Below are 16,247 nucleotides of genomic sequence, written 5' to 3'. Positions count from 1 at the left end.
GACCGGCAATGCCGGGTAATGCTGGCCGTTGAAGGCTAGTATCAATAGATCATCGAGTGATTGGGGCTGGCATGGTAAAGGCAGTAGGGACGCTGATCGCCGCGATCTTCGTAGGGACGGCAGCGCACTTCCTGAAGGACGCCTGGGATGACGCTAAGGAACAGGCCGAGGAGGCCGCCAACCCGCGTGAACGGTGGACCGACAAGAACCGCTGGGAAGACTAACAACCCACTCCAATCCGTCGGGATGACAGGATTCGAACCTGCGACCCCCTGGCCCCCAGCCAGGTGCGCTACCAAGCTGCGCTACATCCCGTTGACCGGCACGGACCTCGACCCGTGTCGGGTACTGCTAAAGGCGCCAGGTAAGACCTTTGCCCAGGCGGATGGTGATCCGGCCGCGGCTGTTGATCGTGACCGGCCCTGCCTTGCGCGAGGCTGAGACACCTGACTTGGAAACGTTCAGACGGGTGTTCCTGCCGAGCTTGATGGTCTTGCGGAAGCTGAGGCCCACGGTTCTCCTTCGATGATAGGACTGCTGGTGTTCCCCATGTGTGCGGCGAGAAAGGGATTCGAACCCTTGGTCCGGTTGCCCGGACAACTGTTTTCAAGGCAGTCGCGTTTGGCCGCTCCGCCACCTCGCCATTTCTACCGGCCGTATCAGCCGGGCCCTCCAAGCGGCGGGAGGGAGATTTGAACTCCCGGCCCGGTTTCACCCGGGCAACTGTTTTCGAGGCAGTCACGTTAGGCCGCTCCGCCATCCCGCCATTTTGTACTGCGTCGGGGTGACAGGATTTGAACCTGCGACCTCGTCGTCCCGAACGACGCGCGCTCCCAAGCTGCGCTACACCCCGATATTCACTGCGAGCCCCGTGCCGGAATCGAGCCGGCGACCTCTTCTTTACGAGAGAAGCGCTCTACCATCTGAGCTAACGGGGCGGGTAAAACCGTCGGGATGACAGTATTCGAAACTGCGACCTTCCGCTCCCAAAGCGGACGCTCTAGCCAAGCTGAGCTACACCCCGTTGCGCACTGATGGCCTTTACAGACCGGGACGTGCCGCCCCTCGAGCCCCCTGTCGGATTCGAACCGACGACCTACGCTTTACAAGAGCGTCGCTCTGGCCAACTGAGCTAAGGAGGCAATAACACTGGAGAGTATTCCTTGGGCCGACCGCTAACTGGTCACAGCGCTTCGAACGGCTGCAGTGCCTCAGCCTGGAGTGCCTGTACAGGGTGCTGACCCCCGTACCTCCCGCGTGTCGGGCGGGCGCTCTACCGATGAGCTATACAGGCAAGTGGAGGATCCCGGCCGGGCCAGGGGCCTGACCGTTCACCTCCCGCCGTGACGTGGCGTTACCCCGTCCGCGATTTCAGGCGCTGCCCATCTCTGGGGCCTCGGTTTACGGATTCCGTGCCTGCACAGGGATTTGAACCCCGGACAACCTCCGTGTGAAGGAGGTGCTCTGCCAGCTGAGCTATACAAGCGCAGGCCTATGTTTCATCCCGCCACCGTTGACCGGCCGGCCCGTTGGCGGGACGTGGATCACCGGCCCCCCGGGGCTCTTCGGCTGCGCATAGGCCTACGCAGCGGCATCCAACATCTTCAATGTGTGCGGAAACCCCAGGAAGTCTCACCAGTGCCCGCCCCCGGACTCGAACCGGGACCATCCGAGGTTTGAGCTCGTCGCCTCGTGCCAATTGGGCTAGGCGGGCGGATCCTGCGTGCCTGTAGCTGGGGTCGAACCAGCGACGACCATCGTTATGAGCAATGCGCTCTGCCACTGAGCTATACAGGCCGGTGTTTCAACTTGCGTGCGCCACGAGGGACTCGAACCCCCGACCTCCGGTTCCGTAGACCGGCGCTCTATCCAGCTGAGCTAGTGGCGCGTAGTGGTGCTGGTAACCCCAGCGGGATTCGAACCCGCGGTGCCGACCTGAGAAGCCGGAGTCGTAGGCCGCTAGACCATGGGGCCAAGGTGTTGCTTTGGTGCGTACCCCCAACGGGATTCGAACCCGTGCTATCGACGTGAAAGGCCGGTGTCCTGGGCCGCTAGACGATGGGGGCCAGGCGGTGCTGCGTGCCCTCGACAGGATTCGAACCTGCGACCTCCTGCTCCGGAGGCAGGCGCTCTATCCTCTGAGCTACGAGGGCGAAGTGGGGTGACTGACGGGAATCGATCCCGCGACCTCCTGGGCCACAACCAGGCGCTCTACCATCTGAGCTACAGCCACAATTTCGGCGCGATTCGCGCCCGAGCCTGGTACGAGACTTGAACTCGTGACCTCGTTCTTACCAAGAACGCGCTCTACCTTCTGAGCTAACCGGGCAGGTGGTGCAAGGGGAGACTCCCCCGCGGAATAGACGGGATTCGAACCCGCGTTCTCCCGCGTGACAGGCGGGTGCTCTAGGCCATCTGAGCCACTACTCCATCCCGGGCTCGTACCGGACCGCCGAGGCGGTGCTTGCCGCGTTCCTTCGCCTGGACTCGAACCAGGAATCTCACGGGCCAGAACCGTGCGGGATGCCAATTACCGCCACGAAGGATCATCCGGGCTCTTACCGTTCACCGCGAGGGATGAGCTTGCTTTCGCTCCCGTCACTGGACTCGAACCAGTAACCTGCCGATTAACAGTCGGCTGCTCTGCCAGTTGAGCTAGACGGGATCAAACGGGATCTACCCGCAGTGGCCATCCGGGGATTTGAACCCCGCACCTCTTCGTTATCAGCGAAGTGCTCTAACCGAATGAGCTAGACGACCTCGTTGTCCGGCCGGCGGTGCACCCTCGATCGGCACCATTGCTGGTCCGCCCTCACCAGGCTATGAACCTGATTACTCGGCACCAGCCGGACATCGTTCCAGTTGTGCCCCATGCACCAGGGCGGGGATGTAGTCCCACAATTTGAGTGCAGCCCGCGCCGCCGGCGATCCTCGAGGTTCATCCCGCCTGGCGTTGCGTGCCGCGCTTCGTGCCTCCCCCGGGCTTCGATCCCGGCACCCCTTGATTAAGAGTCAAGTGCTCTACCGAATGAGCTAGAGAGGCTTATCGCCGTCTTTCCGGCTGTCATCGTGCGTGGGCCCGGCGGGGCTCGAACCCGCGACATCCCGATTAAAAGTCGGAAGCTCTACCAACTGAGCTACAGGCCCATACTTGCTTCCCGATGAACGCCTCGATGTCGTACAGGTGGGTTTTGGTGAGACCATCAGTCGTCTTCGGGCAGATCGCCAGGTGAGGTCGGTCGATGGTCCGCAGCCAATGCCGCGCCGCGGGGTCGGAGGTGATGTCATCGTCCAGCCAGATGAACCCCTCGGGTCGGTCCTTCTCCAGGTCCTCATGGATCTTCGCCAGCTTCCACCAGTGCCAGTTCATCGGGTCATCTTCCTCGACCCCGTAGATGACCTCCCACCCTGCGGCGTTCAGGCCGATCGCCGGAGCGAGCTGCAGGGGCGCCTGCTCTTCCCAGCTGGTCAGCCATTTGCAGGTGACACCGGGAAGACTGGCGATCCTGTTCACCGCGTCCACCAGCTCCCTCGACCAGTAGCCAGGGAAGGCTCCCGGCACCGTAATGGGGTGCCAATCGTCCCAGCCTGTCTGTTCGGCCGGCGGCGGGGAGAAGCGGTGATCGGTGGCGGCATCGAAAATGCCGTCAGCATCGAAGTAGGCGGTGATCATCTGTCCTGCTCCGATCGCGTTGTGCCGTTGCCGGGCGGCTGGCGGTCGATGTCCAAGGTCCTTCTTAGGGATCTTCCTGGATTCGATCCGCTGCCCTACCCAGCCGTGGAATCACCGGGACTCGAACCCGGAACCTTCGCCTTGCAAAAGCGCTGCGCTACCAATTGCGCCATGACCCCGTTCGGGCCCGCCCTGAGCAGAGGGCGGGACCTTTGATCTTGAGGAGATCGTGGAGCTACGGGGATTTGAACCCCGGACCTTCTGCATGCCATGCAGACGCGCTACCAACTGCGCCATAGCCCCATTGCCGGTAGCCTTCACCACCGGTGTTGGTTGTTCTGTCCTGACTCATGTGTGCGGAGCTTTCAGACTCCCTCACCGCTGAGCTGCGGTCATTCCCTTCGGAGCGGAAGGCACGGGGTTCGAACCCGTAAAACGGTGTCACCCGTCTTAGCCGATCAGCAGTCGGCCTGCTCCCCAACTTCGCTTACCTTCCATCTGTACTGCTCGCGGAGTCCATGAGGATCGAACTCCTACGCGGATGCCCGCAACCAGATCTCGAATCCGGCGCCGCCGCCAACCCTCGGCTGGGGACTCCATTGTTGATGCGCGGAGAGGACGAGGTTCGAACTCGCAAACGGACAAAGTCCGTCAACTGCGCTCCAAGCAGCGGCCGTCGCCATCAGTCGGCTGGCCTCTCCAGTTTGTACTGCGTGCCCATCCCCGGACTTGAACCGGGACGCCCCTTTCGGGACACCAGCCCCTCAAGCTGGCGCGTCTGCCATTTCGCCAGACGGGCGAGACACCGGGCGCCTGGTCGCGGGGTGGGCAGTGACTAGCTGCTGTCCGCGGACAAGCCTTGTGGTCGTAGCCACCCGGCGGCGGGTATCTGTTTTACATCGCCCAGGCATGCACCCGCCGGTCAAGGCGTTGCGGTCTATGCCAGGACTTGGGCCACCCTGCACATGGCCACCGTGCCCATCCCGAGACTTGAACTCGGACGTCCTTGCGGACACTGACTTCTGAAGCCAGCGCGTCTGCCAATTTCGCCAGACGGGCGTTGCAGAGGCGGGATTCGAACCCAGCGACCTCCGGGATATGAACCCGGCGAGCTACCGAACTGCTCTACTCTGCGAGTGGGAGGTGTCGGATTCGAACCGACGTAGGCTGAGCCAGCGAATTTACAGTCCGCCCCCTTTGGCCACTTAGGTAACCTCCCGAGAATTCCCGGACCGGCCTACAGGTATAAACCTGCGCGCCGGTCCGGAAACCGTTTATTACTTGTTTTTGAGCGCGGAGAAATAGCACCACAGGATTTGGCTTTCCTGCAGTTTCTCCGTCTCTTACTTCACGTTCACTATGGAATTCTCAATGATCAATTGCATCTCTTGCGAGTGCGTTGTCTTGCGCGGGGCGGACAGGGCTCGAACCTGCGGCCTACGGTTTTGGAGACCGTTGCTCTACCAACTGAGCTACCTCCCCAGTGCCGGGTTGCGGCTGGGTGGAGGCGGTCTGTTCGTCCTGATGGGGACAAAAAGAGAGACCGCCTCGGGGTTGGACTTACCCGAAGCGGCCTCTGGTGGACGGTCTACGCCGTCGAAACTTAGAGGATACTTCGGTGCCTTGCGTGGTCATTCCGCTGCTGCCAGGTGTTTCCATAGGCTTTCGGGGATTCCAACGCGGGCTTGGTCGTGGGCAGGACAAAACCGCGGCGGCATGATGCTGCCGAGATGCTGAGCATGATTTGTGCGAGCATGGCCTGTCCTTTCCTAACGATTTCGCCGGCCCGGATGGCCTGCTAAATAAACTGTAGCTGAGAGACGTCGAATTTGTACATTCCAAATCTCTCACGTGCTTTGGAAGCCAAATTCTCTGTCCAATTGAATGTGTGCGGCGATTCGAAAAAGCGTCACCGCTTCCCGAAATGCTTTCACAAACGTGGGTCAGCAGGAGTCGAACCTGCGTCCGGGAGCGTTTCGGTCTCCCTGCTCTATGCCACTTAAGCTATGACCCGATAACCGGAGGACCGGTCATCGTGCATCACCGCGGTGCCACCGTGGTTGTCTGCGGCCCGGCCGGTCTCGACTCCGGCATCCATGGGCGAGATCCCTGCTCTACCTTTGAGCTACAGTTCCGCAGACCCGCACGGTGACGCGGGTACAACAGCCCTGATGTGTGCGGCACGTCGAATGCCCGTCACCGGTCAGTGCCGGGTCCGGCGCCCTGCCCTGTCAGCGAAGGCGTCCAGGGCTGCGATGATGTCAGGAGTGACCCAGACACGGGTGCCGCGGATCTTGCCCGCGGACGCCAGGATTCCCGCCGCCTCCAGGCGTTCGACGGCACGGTACGCCGTGGCCAGGGATGTCTCGGTGTGCTCCGCGACCATCTCCGCGGTCAGCGCAGGCTCCCTGGGCACCAGGTCCAGGACCTTGCGGACAGACGATGGGCCGCCGGCCAGTTTCTCCCGGAACCCCTGTTCTGCCGCCTCGATGTCTGCGGCCAGCTGCCGGCCATTGTCTACGGCGCGGACGGCTGACTCAGCGAAGCGCTCCACGATGGGCTGGATGGCCCCGTCGCGATAGGCGCTCAGGGCATCGAAGTACAGGTGGGTGTCGGTCAGCAGCCCCGAGGAGACCGGGACGGTGACGTTCTCGGTGACGCCCTTGGCCCGCAGCAGGGCGCTGACGATGGCCCGTCCGGTGCGGCCGTTGCCGTCCGCGAACGGGTGGATGGTTTCGAACTGGGCGTGGGCGATCGCCGCCTGGGTCAGCGCCGGGATGTCGTCGCGGCGCATGAACGCCACCAGGTCTTCCATCGCCGGCAGTACCCGGTCCGGGTGGGGCGGTACGAATTCGGCGGTGTGCGGGGACTGGCCGCGGATCCAGTTCTGGGCGTCGCGGTACTCCCCTGCGATGTTGCGGTCGGAGGCGTTCAGCAGGGCGTGGTGCATGACGGCGATGTTCTCCACCGACAGGTCCTCGGACAGGTCAATGGCTGCCTGCAGCGCCTTGACATTGGAGGCAATGAGGGAGGCGTTCGTGCTTGAGGTGTCGCCCAGCTGGGCCAGGGCAATCCTTCGGGCGCCGGCTGTCAGGTTTTCAATCTGGGAGCTGGATGCCGACTCACTGCGCAGCAGCAAGGCCGCGAACGGCGTGGTGTCCCGCCCCAGCTCGGCATCGAAGCGGACCATCTCCAGGGTCGCCGCTTCGGCCAAGGCCTGGGTACGGGAATCGATGACCGGGTCCAGGTCGGCGATCTCGGGAACGACTGCAGCCTGGTAAGGCCCGCGGGCCAGCAGCCGCTGCCGGCGGGAGGCGCCACGGTCCGGGTCGGTTTCCCACGGGTGCTCCTCGAAGCCGATCGCGGGCCAGAAAGCCGCTGCGGACAGGGAGATGCCGGGTTCAGCGTGTCGCTGGGCGTCGAACTCTCCGCCGGCTGGGATGCCACGAGGCTGTCGGGACTGGGTAGTCATGGAAGTTCCTTTGAGAAGACGGTCCCTTGATTTTCTCATAAGCGGATGAAAATGAGAATATTCGTAGCCGTGATTCTCAGAACCTACGAGAAGTGACGAAACCGGCTTCGGATTCTTTCATTTCCTGCCTGGCAGGAACGAATGCCGACTCGGCAGCTGCGGACTCAGGGCGAACCGCTGTACGGATCAGCATTGTGATTGGTGGGCGGTGGATCCTTGTAGACACGCCCCCGCTGGGATTGAGGCTCGCCGAGATGCCGCGGTGGTCGGGTAAGGCGGTGCTTGCGCTGCCAGTAGGCGTTCAGAAGGTACACCACGACCATCACGACGATCAGACCGAGAAAAGCGAACAAGTACTCCATCAGCCCTCCTGCTCAAGGTCGTACCAAGTGCCGTCAGGTCTGCGGAACTGCTTGTCCTGGTTGAACATGAGCCGAATCCTATCGGGAGTCGCCGGGCTGGTCCGGACGTTTCTGGCCGAGCTCCAGGAGGTTGATGTCGACCTGGCCGCTGCTGCTCGGCTTCGGTGACCCGCGAAGTTTGCGCAGCCGGGTGGCCCTGTACTCGTCACGGGCGAGGTTGAATGCATAGAGCGTCATGAGTCCGGCGAAACCGATCAGCCACAAGGCGCCCCACTCCGGCGGGTTCCCCTCCCAGAGCGGGCGCTGGAAGAGCCACGCGCCGGTGGCCAGGAGGAGGATCATGAAAACCATGATGATGCCCATGCCCCACCAACTGCTCACCTGGGGCTGTCCGCTCCCGGGGGTGAATCCGATCTCGTCTGCCGGGTAGCTGTGCAGTTCGCCGGTGCTGGTCTTGCGCAGGACGCGCTTCTCGCCACCGGCCACAGCCTTCTTGTGTTCGGCGTAGACTGCGTCCTCGCGTGCAAACCGTTCCCGGTCGTAGACCATTCTCAGTCCTGTCCTTCCAGCGCCGCGGTCGCGCGGACGTCGATGGAGACATGGCGGTCCTTTGCGTCCAGGTCGGCGTTCGCTGACCCGCCCAGGGCACCGAGCAGCAGCACCGCTACGACGAACGGGTAGATGACCATCCGGACGAACATGACCCATCCTGCCCGCCAGAATCCAGGGATGCCGCCGTTGTCGAGACGGACGGTGCGGGTGCCGGCGGCGGCCTGCCCCAGGGAGCGGCGGTGGCAGGTGGTCAGGCCATAGATGAAGGACCCGGCCGGCCAGACAGCGAGGGCAGCAATGAGTGCCACCAGCGGGTCGCCGTTGAGCAGTGCGATGTAGGTGCCCAGCGAGAGGACCAGGATGATGGACCAGTCCAGAAGCCAGGCACCAAAGATGTAGCGGTCCTTGGCCTTGATGACGCGGCGTCCGTTTGCCAACGTCTTGAGCCGCTTGTCGTCGTTGCGGGTAGTGGTGCTCATGGGTATTGCGTTCCGTTCTTGGGTTGATGACTCGTAGCTCCGCTCTGCTCCACGCTAAGAAACAGTGGCCGCCACGGCCCGCCCTCCGGCGGCGGGCTCTCACAAATCACTATGCGGCGCCACAGTTGGCGGGGATTGCTGTGGAGCTGACGCAGAGTCCGTCAGCTACTTCCCAGGGATCTCCGGGCGGGTTGCCCTCCACTTGGCCGCGACGAGCTGAATCCTCTGGCGCAAGGTTGCGCCGCGTCGAAACTCCTTCAACCTCTTTTTGGCGGCTTCGCTTTCCCGCTTGTCCAGGCCAGTTGCGGCGATGACATAAAGCGTCTCGGCGGACGTATTCGGGTGGTCAACGACAGATCGCAGCGGCTCACTCAACGGGATTTTGTCCATGAACCAGCTCCGCGTGTGCTGCAGTCCGTCCTTGTTCCGCGACACCACCATGTCGTGAAGGACATCGGCAGGTGTGGCCCGGTTCTGTGCCAGGTTCCGCCCTGCATCGAACGCGTGTTGTTCATACGCGCCCAGGGAGTCGCTGCCAATCCTCCCCTTGGCCAGGGACCAGAGTCGACGGGCCTCTTCCGCGGAGATGCTTTCGTCGCCTGACCTTTCCAGTTCGCCACGCACTGGTTTCATCGGTCGCATTCCCCCAAGCTCGAGCGTCGGTTCGGCATGCTGCCTGGCCGCGAATTCTCCACCCGATGGTACGCCTTTCGGTTGGCGGTCCCTGTTCATCGGGCCCCGTTCCCGGCGCGCCCTTGACTCCCGGGCCCCTCCGGAACGTAGCGGGGAAGCGGGTTCTTGCGGGTGTACGGCCACGCATGTTGCCGCGTCACTCTGGAGTCGAATGAGGTGTAGTTGCCGTAGTCGGGATCTCCCATGGAGGGCCGGCGGACTTCCCTGGCGATGCTGCCGTCCGGGGCGTACTCAACGAGTGCCGGCTTGCCGACCGGCGAGTCGAGCAGCTGTCCCCGGTATCGGAAGACTTCCTTGTAGACGGTCCCGTCGTCCCGGTAGCGGCGCTCGGATGCGTCGCCGTAGTCGGAGTCCCAGCCGTAGCCGCCGTGGCGGCGGATTTCGGCGATCAAGTTACCGGCCGGTCCGAAGTGGTGCTCGCATGGTGTGCCATCCGGGAGGTCCGCGAGTTCTCCAAACGGGGCATGTTGCTCAACGCGGGCTCCGTCGGTGCGCACTTCGACCCTGGCGGGGGTGCGCGGTGCCGGGTTCTGAAGGCGACCGTCGGTGTAGTAACCGGTCACGACATGACCTTCGGCGGTGGTTCGCACAGACGCTGGCTGTCCGTCCGGGGAGTCCTGTGGGACCGTGTTTCCCTGGTGGGGGCGCCGGAAGCCGCGGACGACGTCGCTCCGTCCGGAGGGCCAGGTCAGGCGTTCGGTGGGTTTGTCACCGGAACCGTCGTGCAGGACGCCATCGGTGTAGAACACCTCGCGGGTGCAGCCCGTGGGCGCGGTTGAGTAGTGGATGATGGCGGCTGTTCCGTCGGGCGCGTCGTTGGGCTTGCCGTGTTCGAGGCGGATCTGGAGGATCAGGTTCCCGGCGTCATCAAGTCGGTCGACGTAGCCTGTGGCCGCAGAACCCAGCGCCGGCATGTTGTTGCGCGGCGCCGGTGCTGCTGTCAGTGCGATGCCCGGCTCGGCATGGGCGGAGGCGGCGAACTGGCCGCCGGCAGGGATACCGGCCGGCTGGCGGGCGCTCATCGTTCCTTCCAGCGACGGTACTCGGCGTCTGAGGCGAAGCCGTCCGGCGTTTCACCGCGGCTGGCGGCTGCTTCGGTGACTCCGCCTTCCATGTCCAGGATGACGTGGGAGATTTCACGGACGGCATCATCCGGCCCGGTCCAGAGTTCCGGGTGCAGGTCCCTGGGCTTCACGCCCGTGTTGTAGTCGTCGTTGAGGGTGATCCGGGCCGTACCGTCAGCCATTGAGATGGCGTAGGTGACGCCTTCATCGGAGCTGGGCTGGCGGGTATAGACCGACAGGCCTCCCTCGTCGTCGAGCTCAGCCTCGAACACTTGGTCGACCCTGCTGCCCGAGTACCAGTCCTTGCCGCGGATCCTGCCTTTGAGGCTGGCGTCGATTTTCACTGCCAGTTCTTCGGTCATCAGGGCGGAAAACTGCTCCTGGGTGACCGGTGGCTGCGCCGGCAAGGCTACTGCCGGTTCACCGTGGACTGTTGCGGCGAACTGGCCGCCGGCCGGGATTCCCTTGGGTTGGCGTGCTGAAATGTCTGCGCTCATGCCTGACATGTGTACGGCGTCCCTCAGTCCCGTACGCCGCCCGGCCCGGTCAGGAGCCCCGAGACCTCCAGCATCATCAGTGCCGAGAGGGTGATTCCGGACCGGATGAGGCCGCAGCGGATCATTTCCCGGACCTCCTCGTGGCTGTACCAGAGCAGCACGCCGCCGGATTCTTCTTCGCGATGAGTGACGGCCAGCGCCTCTTCGGGCTGGCGGCTGAGCCAGACCGCGACTTCGCAGTTCAACAGCGGGTCCGGGTAGGTGGTGCCCAGGAAGGTCGCATCGGTGAGCGTTAGTCCGGTTTCTTCGAACAGCTCACGTCCCGCTTCTGCTGCCGAAAAGCTGTCGGTCCCGCCAGCCGGGAATTCCAGCAGGGTCGTCTTCACTGGGTACCGGTACTGGTTGATGAACCCGAAGAAATGGCCGCCGGCGGCGGTGACAAGCGGGATGGTGAGGGCGCCCAGTCCAGTTCCGCCGGTGATGACGGAGTATTCCCCGGTCCGGCCATCCGGCAGGATGACGTTGTCGACGTCTACCCGGATGAAGGCGTTCTGCAGCGCTGTCCGGCCGCCGAGGCGGGTGATCGGTGTGGCCGTGTCGGTGATGATGGTCATGCGTTCTCCTCGGTGGTTGCCTTGGCGTCCCGTGCGGCCGCCATCTCCTGCAAGGCCTCGAACATGCCCTCCACGTTGGGCACGCCCATCCGCCAGCGCCAGTTCTCCCCGTACTCCGGGGTTGAGCACACGTCACCATTCAGGACGCATCCGCATTGCCTCTGGTGCTCGGTCCTGGCCATGTGTTCCTCCACCTGGCCAGCCGTGAAGCCGTCCAGGACGGGTGCCGGCGCGGTGACCTTCTTGCCGATCTCGTCGGCTGCGGCCGCGGCGGCTGTCCGCCAGCGGATGGCCGTGATGCGCGAATCATCACCGGAGGCGGTCAGGACGTCCTGGAACACGGGCTGGATGTTGCCCCAGATTGCTTCGCTGGCGACGTTGGTGGCGCCGATGCGTTCCTGCAGCCCCTGAGGCATGGCCGAGAAGCGGTCTGCGACGTCATCTGCCAGCCGCCCCACTCGTTCCCTGAAGGTAGTGAGGTGCTGGCTGGTGTCGTTGCCTTTTGCCGCATCGCGGCGTATCCAGCCGATGACCGGGGAGAGGTGATGGCTGGCCTGCGCGCACACCCAGTCGCGGATCTGGTCGGGACCCATGTCGGCCGGTTGGAGCCGGTCACTTCGGTCAAGGTTGAGGTCCGCCTCGCCGTGGGCGCCTGGGGCGAACTGGCCGCCGGACGGAATGCCCTTGGGCATGCGTGAAATGGTCATGCCCGCTTTGTGTGCGGCTGCCGCCAGGGAGTGTCAGTCGCGCCTGCTGCTACCCGAGCTCGACGACGTGCACCGACACTTTCTGGCAGCCGTTATGGACTGCGTTAGCGATGCGGTGATGGCCGTCAACCACGTAGGCGGCACCCTTGTAGCGGACTATCCAGGGGACGTCGCCGCCCTCGGGTTCGGCGCCCCGCGCGGCGCGTTCCAGGTGCTTCCTGAGCAGCCGCTTCTGGGTGCGGCGGAGCCCCCGCGGGTCGATCTCCTCGACCGGCAAATCTCGCCAGTAGCCCTCGTAGTAGCTGGGGAAGATCCCGTCGGCGACCCAGGGCGCGAGGACGATGTCGTCGACTCCTCCATCAAAGTAGTGGTCGATGTCAGTGTCAGCGATGTCTTGTCCGAGGGTAATGATCGGTGCGGTGCGGATGTTTGGGGCAAACTGGCCGCCTGCAGGGATTCCTCGGGGCTGCCTTGTGGTGTTCATGCCTGTCTGTGTGCGGCCCTGATGAAGCTGAGAGGGTCCGCCGTACACATATCGCGCATGAGCCCTCAACAGAAGAAGTTCGCACTCATCGCCGCCGCCGCCGTGGCCGCCATCATCATCGTGATCGCGATCGCCAGCTGTGCGCCAAGGAGCGAGCGTTCGGCATCAAGCGTCGGAACGATCGGCGGCGGGTATTCCTCTTCCGCGTCCACGAGCTGCGTCCCGCCGCTGGCGTGCGGGCCACACTATGCCGGCTATGTTCCGCCGTACTTCATCGCCCACCCGTCGTACATCTACTTGAGCCCTTACAGCGCCTACTACACACCTTCGTTCAACGGGCGGTCCTACACGGCAACCAGGACGCCCGCCGGGAGGGCCCCCGTGACGAACCGGACACCGATGCCCTACCCGTCCGTGTACAAGCCCGTTCCGGGCGACTTCCAGCCGCCGACCGCTCCGGCGAGGGCAACCACAGCGCCTGTTCCCTCCCGCGCACCCTCGGTTCCGACCGCTGCTCCTGCTGCTCCGAAGGCGACCACCAACGCTCCGGCCAAGGCACCCGAACCTGCGAAAAAGTCCGAGCCGGCCAAGAAGGTGCCGGCGGCACCTAAGAGCGCACCGCGGTCCAGGTCCGGCAGGCGGTAGTTCCGTTCCAAGAAGGAAGGCCCGCCGCTGGTTCAGCGGCGGGCCTTCTCTGTGTCTGGTCAGGAGTTGTAGCTGTCCTGGATGCGGAGGGCCAGTTCCTGGCGGGTCTTCGGGTCCGTATAGCCGGAGTATTCAGAGGCCCACGATTCGAAGTCCTCGTGGTCAATGGCGCCGCCCTGCGGGTAGGTCTCGTAGGTGGTGAAGGCCAAGTCGCCTTCCTCGTCGAGCTCCACAGTGGTTTCGGGAAGGTGGGAGCCCGGCGTCGGCCACGGCTTGGGACCGAGCCCGGCGAGGTCTTCAATTCCGGCCTGCGCCGCGCGGCGGGCGCGGCGGTAGCTCCAGTCGTCGAACTCGTAGAGGGGTTTCAGGTTCGCCTCGGCCGGCAGGGTGTACCGCAACTCAAAGAGGTGGTTCTCCGGGGCGACGCGAGCCGCCGCTGACGGTTCGATGAACAGCGGCACAGACGGCTTGCGGAGGGGTCCCTTGTCCGTGAGGGTGATCGTTTCAATCCCATCGATGCCGTGGACGTCCCGGCCTATGGTGCGGGACTCGCCTGGTACCAGGGTGGACAGGTCCAGGGCCTGCTCGCGCGTCAGTGGAGTGTCCAGGGATACGGACGGTTCCGAGCGGGTGAGGGGTGCAAACTGGCCGCCGGCGGGGATGCCCTGGGGCTGGCGGGTGATGGTGACGGTCATGGTGTCCTTGTGTGGGTTTTGGTACGGGTGGGAGTCTAGCCCAGTGATCAGCGGCTGGTGTTCCGGTGCCAGGCGGCGGCTTCGGCCAGGTTTACCGGGCCATCGTCGACGAACCGGTTCAGTTGCCGGGAGCTGTATTCGATGACGAGTTCTTGTGCCGCGTCGCGGACATCGTCATGGTTGCGCAGATCCGCTCCTTCACTGTCCCGGACCGACTCGACGTAGATGGCCAGGTTGCCGTCGTCGTAGTCGCGGGACAGAGTCAGGGTCGCGGCTGTTGGGTACTCCTCCAGGAGGCGGTCGGCGATGTTTCGCAGGTTGGCCCGTGCAGCCCTTTCCAGGAGCTCGTCGGCTTGGATTTCGAGCCGTTCTGCGTAAGCGTCGCTTTCCGTGCGCCGCTTGACGGCGAAGATCTGTTCGCGGCGGGTCATCCATTCATCGCGGACTTGTTCGGCATTTTCGGCGTCATGGTCAGTGGCGTCAGGGAGAAGCAAGGGGTTGAGTGCGGCAGATGCCGCTGCGTCGAGGTCCCGGACGTCGTCGATGTCAGCGAATCGGTTGGCTGAGCGTGGCAGGGTCACGTCCGGTTCGGCGTGGGTATTGGAGGCGAACTGGCCTCCGGAGGGGATGCCTTGGGGTTGGCGGTCAGGAAGTGTCATGGCGGATCCCTTTGATTAGTCGGCGTACGCAGGGCGGTATTTGTCTTTGCGTGCCTGCTCGATGTCGCGGCGCAGTGCGTTCGGGTCAGCGAAGTAGTTGCTGACGTCGCCGTTCCGCTGGATGTAGTCACTGAACTCCGCTGGCGTGTACCCGTTGTCGGCGAAGTAGGCTTCTTCGGCGGCCTTCCGCACTCCTGCGTAGGAGAAGTCCCCGGTCCGGTCGATATGATCGCGGACTGCGGCGAGCTGGACCTCGGTGAGGTCGATCGTCGCGACGCCCTCGTCGTCCTGGTGCCGGTTGGTGATCGACCGAATGGTGCTCTCTGAAAAGGTCGCACCGAGGCTGATGCTCGGCTCGGAGTGGGCGGTGGGCGCGAACTGGCCGCCGGCGGGGATGCCGCCGGGGACACGGGTGACAGGGCTCATGCCCCTTGTGTGTACGGCGGGTGCCGCTAAGCGCCGATGCGATCCAGGAAGTCGGGGTGTTTGGGGTCGTTCGCCTCATAGGCCAGCGCCTGGTCGGCGGCGTGGGCGGCGTTGCGGCGGGCGGCGCGGTAGGCACCGAGCTGCTTCTGGGTTTCAGCTTCGATGGCGTCCTCCACGAGCTGTTCGGCGAGGAACTTGCCCAAGTAGGGAGCCTCGTCGGTGGAAAGCTCACCGATGGCCTCCAGTGCCTGCAGGATGTTCTCGTCTTTGGAGGCTGCGTGCTCGACCAGTTCGCGGTCACCTTCGCCCTGGAGTTCCTCGAAGGCCTCAGGGCAATCGGCGATGGCCTGGCGGCCGGCGGCAGCGCGTTCGGCGGGAGTGGTTACGGTCGGTGCGGCGGCTGTTGAAGTAGTCATGGCGCTCATGTGTGCGGCATGCGGGGAAACCTGCACCGGGTCCGCACAATGGCGCTGCCGCCGCTTCCAGCGGAGGGCCTTCATGGAAACCATTCTGCGCCGGAGGGGCCCGCCCCGGTAGTGGTGCGGGCCCGTCACAGGCCTAGGGGCAGTTCATGTTTCCGCCGGCGGTGAGCAGGGCCAGGGCGGCCAGGGTCATGCCACAGGTGATCTTGCCGCGCCGGATCAGGCCCAGCAGTTCACCGTAGCTGTACCACTCGACCTTGGCACCAGTTTCGTCTTCGACGTGGCCAGGGCGCAGATGCTCCCTGCCATGGTTGGTCTTCCAGACGGAGACCTGGGTGGTGAGGATGCCGGTATCGGGGCGGAGGGTGCCGAGGAGAGTCGCCGAGTTGTAGTCCAGGCCCGTCTCTTCGACGAGTTCGCGGGCCGCTTCGTCCAGGGTCAGGTCCTCGGATCCGCCACGGGGGAATTCGAGGGTGAACTCCCCTGCCGGGTAGCGGTACTGCCGCACCAGTCCCAGGTGTGGGATGCCGCGGAAGTTCACGAAGGGGATTGCGATGACGCCAAGGCCGGTCCCGGAGGTGACCGTGGAGTACTTGCCGATGGCGCCGTTGGGAAAGCGGACGGTGTCGGTGTCGACCCGGATGAACGGGTTCTCCAGTGCCGTCGAGCCGTCCAGGCGTTCGATCGTGCCGGGGACAGTCTGTGCCTGGATCACGGCGATCATCTCGGTGATCGCACCTGGCTTCGTTCCGGACGGTTCCGCTGCAGGCGCGGCCGGGGTGTGGGTGGTGGTTGTGGTCATG

19 protein-coding genes and 33 tRNA genes are annotated in these 16,247 nt (G+C 64.2%); 2 read left to right on the top strand and 50 right to left on the bottom strand.

The features are described from left to right. Positions 1-71 precede the first annotated feature (71 nt). The gene (locus ACHL_RS24305; RefSeq protein WP_012622951.1) at positions 72-224 is read left to right on the top strand and encodes a hypothetical protein; all 153 of its coding nucleotides are present in this window, start codon (positions 72-74) and stop codon (positions 222-224) included. Between the two features lie 17 nt (positions 225-241). Here ACHL_RS24305 and ACHL_RS20095 read toward each other — a convergent pair. The 45 genes from ACHL_RS20095 to ACHL_RS19900 all read right to left on the bottom strand — a co-directional run bounded on the left by ACHL_RS20095 (position 242) and on the right by ACHL_RS19900 (position 12,597). Next, a tRNA-Pro gene (locus ACHL_RS20095) sits at positions 242-315 on the bottom strand. Between the two features lie 36 nt (positions 316-351). After that, positions 352-513: a DUF4236 domain-containing protein gene (locus ACHL_RS23915; protein WP_012622950.1), complete on the bottom strand. Its 162-nt coding sequence runs from the start codon at positions 511-513 to the stop codon at positions 352-354. 43 nt (positions 514-556) lie between these two features. Continuing rightward, positions 557-643 (bottom strand) — tRNA-Ser (locus ACHL_RS20090). Positions 644-677: 34 nt separating this feature from the next. Next, positions 678-766: transfer RNA gene (locus ACHL_RS20085), tRNA-Ser, on the bottom strand. Between the two features lie 13 nt (positions 767-779). After that, positions 780-853: transfer RNA gene (locus ACHL_RS20080), tRNA-Pro, on the bottom strand. A gap of 12 nt (positions 854-865) precedes the next feature. Continuing rightward, a tRNA-Thr gene (locus tag ACHL_RS20075) sits at positions 866-938 on the bottom strand. 11 nt (positions 939-949) lie between these two features. Next, a tRNA-Pro gene (locus ACHL_RS20070) sits at positions 950-1,024 on the bottom strand. A 44-nt stretch (positions 1,025-1,068) separates the two neighbouring features. Further along, positions 1,069-1,142: transfer RNA gene (locus ACHL_RS20065), tRNA-Thr, on the bottom strand. An 80-nt stretch (positions 1,143-1,222) separates the two neighbouring features. After that, positions 1,223-1,294: transfer RNA gene (locus ACHL_RS20060), tRNA-Val, on the bottom strand. A 119-nt stretch (positions 1,295-1,413) separates the two neighbouring features. After that, a tRNA-Val gene (locus ACHL_RS20055) sits at positions 1,414-1,486 on the bottom strand. Positions 1,487-1,639: 153 nt separating this feature from the next. Continuing rightward, a tRNA-Leu gene (locus ACHL_RS20050) sits at positions 1,640-1,714 on the bottom strand. 10 nt (positions 1,715-1,724) lie between these two features. Beyond that, positions 1,725-1,797 (bottom strand) — tRNA-Met (locus ACHL_RS20045). A 17-nt stretch (positions 1,798-1,814) separates the two neighbouring features. Beyond that, a tRNA-Arg gene (locus ACHL_RS20040) sits at positions 1,815-1,888 on the bottom strand. Positions 1,889-1,898: 10 nt separating this feature from the next. Further along, positions 1,899-1,974 (bottom strand) — tRNA-Glu (locus ACHL_RS20035). 19 nt (positions 1,975-1,993) lie between these two features. Beyond that, positions 1,994-2,066: transfer RNA gene (locus tag ACHL_RS20030), tRNA-Glu, on the bottom strand. 14 nt (positions 2,067-2,080) lie between these two features. Then, a tRNA-Arg gene (locus ACHL_RS20025) sits at positions 2,081-2,153 on the bottom strand. Between the two features lie 4 nt (positions 2,154-2,157). Beyond that, a tRNA-His gene (locus ACHL_RS20020) sits at positions 2,158-2,233 on the bottom strand. A gap of 23 nt (positions 2,234-2,256) precedes the next feature. Then, positions 2,257-2,329 (bottom strand) — tRNA-Thr (locus ACHL_RS20015). 26 nt (positions 2,330-2,355) lie between these two features. Further along, positions 2,356-2,430: transfer RNA gene (locus tag ACHL_RS20010), tRNA-Asp, on the bottom strand. Between the two features lie 162 nt (positions 2,431-2,592). Then, a tRNA-Asn gene (locus tag ACHL_RS20005) sits at positions 2,593-2,665 on the bottom strand. A gap of 21 nt (positions 2,666-2,686) precedes the next feature. After that, positions 2,687-2,760, bottom strand: a tRNA-Ile gene (locus ACHL_RS20000). A gap of 210 nt (positions 2,761-2,970) precedes the next feature. After that, positions 2,971-3,043 (bottom strand) — tRNA-Lys (locus tag ACHL_RS19995). Positions 3,044-3,074: 31 nt separating this feature from the next. Next, a tRNA-Lys gene (locus ACHL_RS19990) sits at positions 3,075-3,147 on the bottom strand. Next, positions 3,110-3,673: an HAD domain-containing protein gene (locus ACHL_RS24960; protein ID WP_012622949.1), complete on the bottom strand. Its 564-nt coding sequence runs from the start codon at positions 3,671-3,673 to the stop codon at positions 3,110-3,112. The genes ACHL_RS19990 and ACHL_RS24960 overlap by 38 nt, the downstream gene beginning before the upstream one ends. 106 nt (positions 3,674-3,779) lie before the next feature. Then, a tRNA-Ala gene (locus ACHL_RS19985) sits at positions 3,780-3,852 on the bottom strand. 51 nt (positions 3,853-3,903) lie between these two features. After that, positions 3,904-3,976: transfer RNA gene (locus ACHL_RS19980), tRNA-Ala, on the bottom strand. A 104-nt stretch (positions 3,977-4,080) separates the two neighbouring features. Next, positions 4,081-4,169 (bottom strand) — tRNA-Ser (locus ACHL_RS24300). Positions 4,170-4,283: 114 nt separating this feature from the next. Next, positions 4,284-4,374 (bottom strand) — tRNA-Ser (locus ACHL_RS24295). Positions 4,375-4,387: 13 nt separating this feature from the next. After that, positions 4,388-4,472 (bottom strand) — tRNA-Leu (locus ACHL_RS19975). Positions 4,473-4,648: 176 nt separating this feature from the next. Then, positions 4,649-4,732, bottom strand: a tRNA-Leu gene (locus ACHL_RS19970). Position 4,733: 1 nt separating this feature from the next. Further along, positions 4,734-4,808 (bottom strand) — tRNA-Met (locus ACHL_RS19965). A 2-nt stretch (positions 4,809-4,810) separates the two neighbouring features. Then, a tRNA-Tyr gene (locus ACHL_RS19960) sits at positions 4,811-4,892 on the bottom strand. A 190-nt stretch (positions 4,893-5,082) separates the two neighbouring features. Next, positions 5,083-5,155, bottom strand: a tRNA-Trp gene (locus tag ACHL_RS19955). Between the two features lie 456 nt (positions 5,156-5,611). Next, positions 5,612-5,687 (bottom strand) — tRNA-Phe (locus ACHL_RS19950). Between the two features lie 51 nt (positions 5,688-5,738). Next, positions 5,739-5,810, bottom strand: a tRNA-Glu gene (locus ACHL_RS24290). Positions 5,811-5,876: 66 nt separating this feature from the next. Further along, a complete protein-coding gene (locus tag ACHL_RS19945) occupies positions 5,877-7,145 on the bottom strand; it encodes a Fic family protein (RefSeq protein WP_012622946.1) in 1,269 nt (422 codons plus the stop codon). A gap of 164 nt (positions 7,146-7,309) precedes the next feature. Next, positions 7,310-7,507, bottom strand: coding sequence for a hypothetical protein (locus tag ACHL_RS19940; protein ID WP_012622945.1), 198 nt, complete (start codon positions 7,505-7,507; stop codon positions 7,310-7,312). Between the two features lie 78 nt (positions 7,508-7,585). Next, complete coding sequence (locus ACHL_RS19935; RefSeq protein ID WP_012622944.1) at positions 7,586-8,056, bottom strand: hypothetical protein; 471 nt, start codon at positions 8,054-8,056, stop codon at positions 7,586-7,588. A gap of 2 nt (positions 8,057-8,058) precedes the next feature. Next, positions 8,059-8,538, bottom strand: coding sequence for an RDD family protein (locus ACHL_RS23500; protein WP_012622943.1), 480 nt, complete (start codon positions 8,536-8,538; stop codon positions 8,059-8,061). Between the two features lie 165 nt (positions 8,539-8,703). Then, entirely contained in the window at positions 8,704-9,171 is a 468-nt protein-coding gene (locus ACHL_RS19925; RefSeq protein WP_012622942.1) for a hypothetical protein, read from the bottom strand. Positions 9,172-9,266: 95 nt separating this feature from the next. Continuing rightward, positions 9,267-10,253: a hypothetical protein gene (locus tag ACHL_RS19920; protein WP_012622941.1), complete on the bottom strand. Its 987-nt coding sequence runs from the start codon at positions 10,251-10,253 to the stop codon at positions 9,267-9,269. Further along, a complete protein-coding gene (locus tag ACHL_RS19915) occupies positions 10,250-10,792 on the bottom strand; it encodes a hypothetical protein (protein WP_139187313.1) in 543 nt (180 codons plus the stop codon). The genes ACHL_RS19920 and ACHL_RS19915 overlap by 4 nt, the downstream gene beginning before the upstream one ends. A gap of 23 nt (positions 10,793-10,815) precedes the next feature. After that, complete coding sequence (locus ACHL_RS23495) at positions 10,816-11,406, bottom strand: NUDIX hydrolase (RefSeq protein ID WP_012622939.1); 591 nt, start codon at positions 11,404-11,406, stop codon at positions 10,816-10,818. Beyond that, a complete protein-coding gene (locus ACHL_RS19905; protein ID WP_012622938.1) occupies positions 11,403-12,113 on the bottom strand; it encodes a hypothetical protein in 711 nt (236 codons plus the stop codon). Before ACHL_RS19905 ends, ACHL_RS23495 begins: the two co-directional genes overlap by 4 nt. Positions 12,114-12,162: 49 nt before the next feature. Further along, positions 12,163-12,597 carry a hypothetical protein gene (locus ACHL_RS19900; protein ID WP_012622937.1) on the bottom strand — a complete coding sequence of 145 codons (435 nt, stop codon included), beginning with the start codon at positions 12,595-12,597 and terminating at the stop codon, positions 12,163-12,165. A gap of 57 nt (positions 12,598-12,654) precedes the next feature. Between ACHL_RS19900 and ACHL_RS24285 the strand changes: the two genes are divergently transcribed. Next, a complete protein-coding gene (locus ACHL_RS24285; RefSeq protein WP_139187312.1) occupies positions 12,655-13,242 on the top strand; it encodes a hypothetical protein in 588 nt (195 codons plus the stop codon). 59 nt (positions 13,243-13,301) lie between these two features. On the opposite strand, the gene ACHL_RS19890 is transcribed toward ACHL_RS24285, so the two are convergent. The 5 genes from ACHL_RS19890 to ACHL_RS19870 form a co-directional block, all read right to left on the bottom strand. Continuing rightward, a complete protein-coding gene (locus ACHL_RS19890; RefSeq protein WP_012622934.1) occupies positions 13,302-13,937 on the bottom strand; it encodes a hypothetical protein in 636 nt (211 codons plus the stop codon). A gap of 47 nt (positions 13,938-13,984) precedes the next feature. Then, positions 13,985-14,596: a hypothetical protein gene (locus ACHL_RS19885; protein ID WP_012622933.1), complete on the bottom strand. Its 612-nt coding sequence runs from the start codon at positions 14,594-14,596 to the stop codon at positions 13,985-13,987. A gap of 15 nt (positions 14,597-14,611) precedes the next feature. Beyond that, complete coding sequence (locus ACHL_RS19880) at positions 14,612-15,022, bottom strand: hypothetical protein (RefSeq protein ID WP_012622932.1); 411 nt, start codon at positions 15,020-15,022, stop codon at positions 14,612-14,614. A 26-nt stretch (positions 15,023-15,048) separates the two neighbouring features. Further along, complete coding sequence (locus tag ACHL_RS19875) at positions 15,049-15,438, bottom strand: hypothetical protein (RefSeq protein ID WP_139187311.1); 390 nt, start codon at positions 15,436-15,438, stop codon at positions 15,049-15,051. Positions 15,439-15,580: 142 nt separating this feature from the next. Beyond that, positions 15,581-16,246, bottom strand: coding sequence for an NUDIX hydrolase (locus tag ACHL_RS19870; protein ID WP_012622930.1), 666 nt, complete (start codon positions 16,244-16,246; stop codon positions 15,581-15,583). Position 16,247 lies beyond the last annotated feature (1 nt).

The organism is Pseudarthrobacter chlorophenolicus A6 (genome assembly GCF_000022025.1).
Classification (GTDB): domain Bacteria; phylum Actinomycetota; class Actinomycetes; order Actinomycetales; family Micrococcaceae; genus Arthrobacter; species Arthrobacter chlorophenolicus.
Note: the sequence above shows the minus strand (reverse complement) of the source record. Positions and strands in the feature narration are given on the sequence as shown.

What these genes read in the sequence shown, in the direction of transcription:
- ACHL_RS24305 (WP_012622951.1), top strand. Translation starts at nt 72, where the DNA reads ATGGTAAAGGCAGTAGGGACGCTGATCGCCGCGATCTTCGTAGGGACG.
- ACHL_RS24960 (WP_012622949.1), bottom strand. Translation starts at nt 3,673, where the DNA reads ATGATCACCGCCTACTTCGATGCTGACGGCATTTTCGATGCCGCCACC.
- ACHL_RS19945 (WP_012622946.1), bottom strand. Translation starts at nt 7,145, where the DNA reads ATGACTACCCAGTCCCGACAGCCTCGTGGCATCCCAGCCGGCGGAGAG.
- ACHL_RS19940 (WP_012622945.1), bottom strand. Translation starts at nt 7,507, where the DNA reads ATGGAGTACTTGTTCGCTTTTCTCGGTCTGATCGTCGTGATGGTCGTG.
- ACHL_RS19935 (WP_012622944.1), bottom strand. Translation starts at nt 8,056, where the DNA reads ATGGTCTACGACCGGGAACGGTTTGCACGCGAGGACGCAGTCTACGCC.
- ACHL_RS23500 (WP_012622943.1), bottom strand. Translation starts at nt 8,538, where the DNA reads ATGAGCACCACTACCCGCAACGACGACAAGCGGCTCAAGACGTTGGCA.
- ACHL_RS19925 (WP_012622942.1), bottom strand. Translation starts at nt 9,171, where the DNA reads ATGAAACCAGTGCGTGGCGAACTGGAAAGGTCAGGCGACGAAAGCATC.
- ACHL_RS19920 (WP_012622941.1), bottom strand. Translation starts at nt 10,253, where the DNA reads ATGAGCGCCCGCCAGCCGGCCGGTATCCCTGCCGGCGGCCAGTTCGCC.
- ACHL_RS19915 (WP_139187313.1), bottom strand. Translation starts at nt 10,792, where the DNA reads ATGAGCGCAGACATTTCAGCACGCCAACCCAAGGGAATCCCGGCCGGC.
- ACHL_RS23495 (WP_012622939.1), bottom strand. Translation starts at nt 11,406, where the DNA reads ATGACCATCATCACCGACACGGCCACACCGATCACCCGCCTCGGCGGC.
- ACHL_RS19905 (WP_012622938.1), bottom strand. Translation starts at nt 12,113, where the DNA reads ATGACCATTTCACGCATGCCCAAGGGCATTCCGTCCGGCGGCCAGTTC.
- ACHL_RS19900 (WP_012622937.1), bottom strand. Translation starts at nt 12,597, where the DNA reads ATGAACACCACAAGGCAGCCCCGAGGAATCCCTGCAGGCGGCCAGTTT.
- ACHL_RS24285 (WP_139187312.1), top strand. Translation starts at nt 12,655, where the DNA reads ATGAGCCCTCAACAGAAGAAGTTCGCACTCATCGCCGCCGCCGCCGTG.
- ACHL_RS19890 (WP_012622934.1), bottom strand. Translation starts at nt 13,937, where the DNA reads ATGACCGTCACCATCACCCGCCAGCCCCAGGGCATCCCCGCCGGCGGC.
- ACHL_RS19885 (WP_012622933.1), bottom strand. Translation starts at nt 14,596, where the DNA reads ATGACACTTCCTGACCGCCAACCCCAAGGCATCCCCTCCGGAGGCCAG.
- ACHL_RS19880 (WP_012622932.1), bottom strand. Translation starts at nt 15,022, where the DNA reads ATGAGCCCTGTCACCCGTGTCCCCGGCGGCATCCCCGCCGGCGGCCAG.
- ACHL_RS19875 (WP_139187311.1), bottom strand. Translation starts at nt 15,438, where the DNA reads ATGACTACTTCAACAGCCGCCGCACCGACCGTAACCACTCCCGCCGAA.
- ACHL_RS19870 (WP_012622930.1), bottom strand. Translation starts at nt 16,246, where the DNA reads ATGACCACAACCACCACCCACACCCCGGCCGCGCCTGCAGCGGAACCG.